The organism is Mesorhizobium sp. M7A.F.Ca.CA.002.15.2.1 (assembly GCF_003998715.1).
GTDB classification, from domain to species: Bacteria; Pseudomonadota; Alphaproteobacteria; order Rhizobiales; family Rhizobiaceae; genus Mesorhizobium; species Mesorhizobium ciceri.
The window spans coordinates 1-616 of the sequence record NZ_RZPI01001210.1 but is presented as its reverse complement, the minus strand read 5'-3'; the positions used below and the strand labels follow the sequence as shown (position 1 = coordinate 616).

Sequence of the window (616 nt, the reverse complement as noted above, 5' to 3'; positions counted from 1 at the left end):
GGCTTGCGGCGTCTGGCCAAACAGAGCGGCGAACGCCTCGTTGACGAAGACGAAACGCAGATGGTCGTCCTTGACGAAGATCGGATCCTTGACGGCGTTGATCACCGCTTCCGCCAGCCGCGCTTTCTCCAGCGCGTCGGCAAGTTCGGCCTCCCGGTCCTTCATGTCGGTGACGTCGACATAGGAGATCAGCCGCTTGCCGCCGGCCAGCGGCGCCATCGACGATATCAGCGTGCGGCCGTCATTGCGCGGGAACTGCCGCGATCCGGCGGTACCGGCCCTGATTTCCGCCTCGCGCTCGGCGACATGCCGCTGCCATGACGCATCGTCGGCACCAAACGGATCGATGTCGCGGCTGGCGTCCATCAGATCGCGGAAGCTGCAGCCGATCTCGGCGCGCCGGGCGTCGATCTGCCAGAAATCATAGAAAGCACGGTTGATGATCTCGGCGCGCATATCGGCGTCGAGCACGAGGACACCGATCGGCATCTGGTCGACCATTGTGCGGAGACTGGCGAAGGTCTCGGCATTCCTGGCATTGGCGTTTTTGATCTCCGCATCGCGCTGCTTGATCTCGGTGACCTCATAGTAGGTCAGCAGCCGCTTGCCACCGGAC

Annotated in this window: 1 protein-coding gene; it reads right to left on the bottom strand. The window is 63.3% G+C overall.

What is annotated here, in order from left to right:
* Positions 1-616 (bottom strand): PAS-domain containing protein (locus tag ENZ74_RS33695; protein WP_127313378.1); only part of this gene is annotated, 616 nt, incomplete at both ends.